At 69.4% G+C, this 2,168-nt stretch carries 4 protein-coding genes; 1 reads left to right on the top strand and 3 read right to left on the bottom strand.

Going from position 1 to position 2,168, the window contains the following annotated elements; translation table 11 throughout:
- Positions 1-102: 102 nt before the first annotated feature.
- From G6R24_RS20455 to G6R24_RS20445, 3 genes are read right to left on the bottom strand one after another with little or no spacing between them, the layout of a single operon-like run.
- Positions 103-357, bottom strand: coding sequence for an HNH endonuclease (locus tag G6R24_RS20455; RefSeq protein ID WP_225438868.1), 255 nt, complete (start codon positions 355-357; stop codon positions 103-105).
- Positions 354-647, bottom strand: a complete 294-nt coding sequence (locus G6R24_RS20450) for a hypothetical protein (RefSeq protein ID WP_163550763.1) — start codon at positions 645-647, stop codon at positions 354-356. Before G6R24_RS20450 ends, G6R24_RS20455 begins: the two co-directional genes overlap by 4 nt.
- Positions 644-958 carry a hypothetical protein gene (locus G6R24_RS20445; protein ID WP_163550762.1) on the bottom strand — a complete coding sequence of 105 codons (315 nt, stop codon included), beginning with the start codon at positions 956-958 and terminating at the stop codon, positions 644-646. Before G6R24_RS20445 ends, G6R24_RS20450 begins: the two co-directional genes overlap by 4 nt.
- A 413-nt stretch (positions 959-1,371) precedes the next feature.
- Here G6R24_RS20445 and G6R24_RS20440 point away from each other — a divergent pair, with 413 nt between their 5' ends.
- Positions 1,372-2,145: a GntR family transcriptional regulator gene (locus tag G6R24_RS20440; RefSeq protein WP_163550761.1), complete on the top strand. Its 774-nt coding sequence runs from the start codon at positions 1,372-1,374 to the stop codon at positions 2,143-2,145.
- Positions 2,146-2,168 lie beyond the last annotated feature (23 nt).

Genomic DNA, 2,168 nt, shown 5'->3' with positions numbered 1-2,168 from the left:
TGAGGATCGACCGGCGGAGTCGATTCGTGCTGGTCGGGGTCGGTCATCGGGTGGATCGTCCGGGGGCGGATGAATCGAGTGCGCGGCCTGGCGGTGGGGCTGCTAGTCGGTGTCGTCCGTGGTGGCCTGGGCGAGGATGCGCACCCATTCGGCGATCGGCCGGCGGCCCTTGGACAGGCCGCAGGGCTTGCAGGCGGGCACCAGGTTGAACCGGCTTTCCTTCCCGCCGGCCGCGCGGGGGATGACGTGGTCGAGGTGGTCGGCGGGGGCGGTCATGCAGTAGGCGCACTTCCCGTCGAACGCGGCGAACACCTCCGCGCGGCGGGTGGCGCGACGCGCCGCCGACTTGCTGCTCACCGGGCCGCCCCGATGCGCAGCGACGCCCCACGGGCCGACAGCGACCGGGTCGCACGCGCGGGCGGCACCGAGGGTGCGGCAAGACGCCGGTCGGCCTCGACCGCGCGGCGTATGCCGGCGGGTGGGGGGACGTCGCGCTCCCAGCCCTCGATGTCGGCCGCGCGAACCGGCTCCGCGGTGATGCCTTCCAGGATTTCGGCGAACTCGCCGGCGGTGATGTCCAGGTAGGCGCGCACCGCCGCCATCCGCCGGCACGCCGTCGGGCGGGTGGCGGTACGAAGCGGGCTCATCGGGCGTTCCGAACCCACACGGTGCCGGCACGGGTCAGGGAGCTCACGACGTCGACGGCGCGCTGATGGCGACGCTGCCCGCCGTACAGGGCCGCGACCGCGTCGTACAGGACTCCCTGCACCGTCGGGTCGGAGGTCCTCTGCGTACGGGCAAGGAGATCACCGGCGGCCTGGCGGCGCTCACGGATACCCGCCAGACCGAGGCGGGCCAGGCCCTGCGCGGCGAACTCCCACCCCTGCTCCACACCGACCGGCCCCCGCACCGGCATGTCCGACACGGCCAGGGCCACCACCGCATCGCTGGCCGTCAACGACCGCACCGCCCTGGGCGCGCCTCCCCCGGTGGGCATCGCAGCGACCGGCCGTGCCGACGTACGATCCAACAACATCGCAAAGTCCTTCCACCGACTCCCGGCCCTGCCGGGAGCGCACCAACACAGGGGTGCGGAAGACGCCACGACGTGCACAGACACAGGTACGCTCGAAGAGCGCTCGCAAGGCGTGTCTGGCCCGGTGCGTGGGTTGCCTCCCACTCCCGGGCCTTTTCCATGTCCAAAAGACCCGGGATCTTGCCCTTGCCCTGGTGAGGCGGGGTTGCCTCCCCGTCTCACCGTTGTTGGGTTGTACCAACAACGCCATTGATACACGACCGGCCGCGCGAGTGTCAAGGCTTGTTAGCCTGTGGGTACAACCTCGCAGCTCGAGGGCAGGCGAAGGGGCAATTATGATCTTTAATCCGGCGGACCCGCGCCCGCTCTACCACCAACTTGCCGCGCAACTCCGCGAGCAGATCCGCTCCGGTGGCCTCGCTCCAGGCGCCCGCATCCCCACGGAAGCGGAGCTTGCCGAGCGACACTCGACCAGCCGTAACACGGTTCGGTTGGCGTTGGACCTACTGCGCACCGAGGGCTTGCTGATCTCCCAGCGGGGGCTTGGGAGCTTCGTCCGACCAGAGCCACCGATGAAGTACTACGCATCGCTCACCGGCTCCCGTCGCAAGCGGCTCGAAGCCGACCGGCGGCGAGACACCTTCGCCCAGCAGATCGAGGCGCAAGGGAAGGTGCCGAGACAGGTCAGCACGACGGAAGTCGTCCCGGCCGGCGCCGAAATCGCGGCTCACCTTGCCTTGCGGCCAGATCAGTCGGTCGGAGTGCGCCGACGGGTGATGTACGCGAACGACGAGCCGCTACAGCTCGGAGACAGCTACTACCCCCTCGACATCGTCGACGGAAGCAAGATCATGAATCCGGCGGATGTTGTCGAAGGAACAGACCAGGTCCTCGAAGACCTCGGCCACACCCCGACACGGTACGAGGACGAAATCACCTGGCGCATGCCCACCGCCGAGGAATCCGCCAAGCTGCGCCTAGCCCCCGGGGTCCCTGTGGGTCGGCTGGCCCGAACCAGCTTCGATCAGCATGACCGGCCGATCGAGGTCTACGTCGTCATCCTGCCCGGCGATCGCCATGTCCTGCTCTACGACGTCAGCGCCGAATGATCGCCGGCCTTGACTCCGGGGGA

The sequence above is a fragment of the Candidatus Frankia nodulisporulans genome, from assembly GCF_902806475.1.
GTDB lineage: Bacteria > Actinomycetota > Actinomycetes > Frankiales > Frankiaceae > Frankia > Frankia umida.
This window is presented reverse-complemented; position numbering and strand designations above follow the sequence as displayed.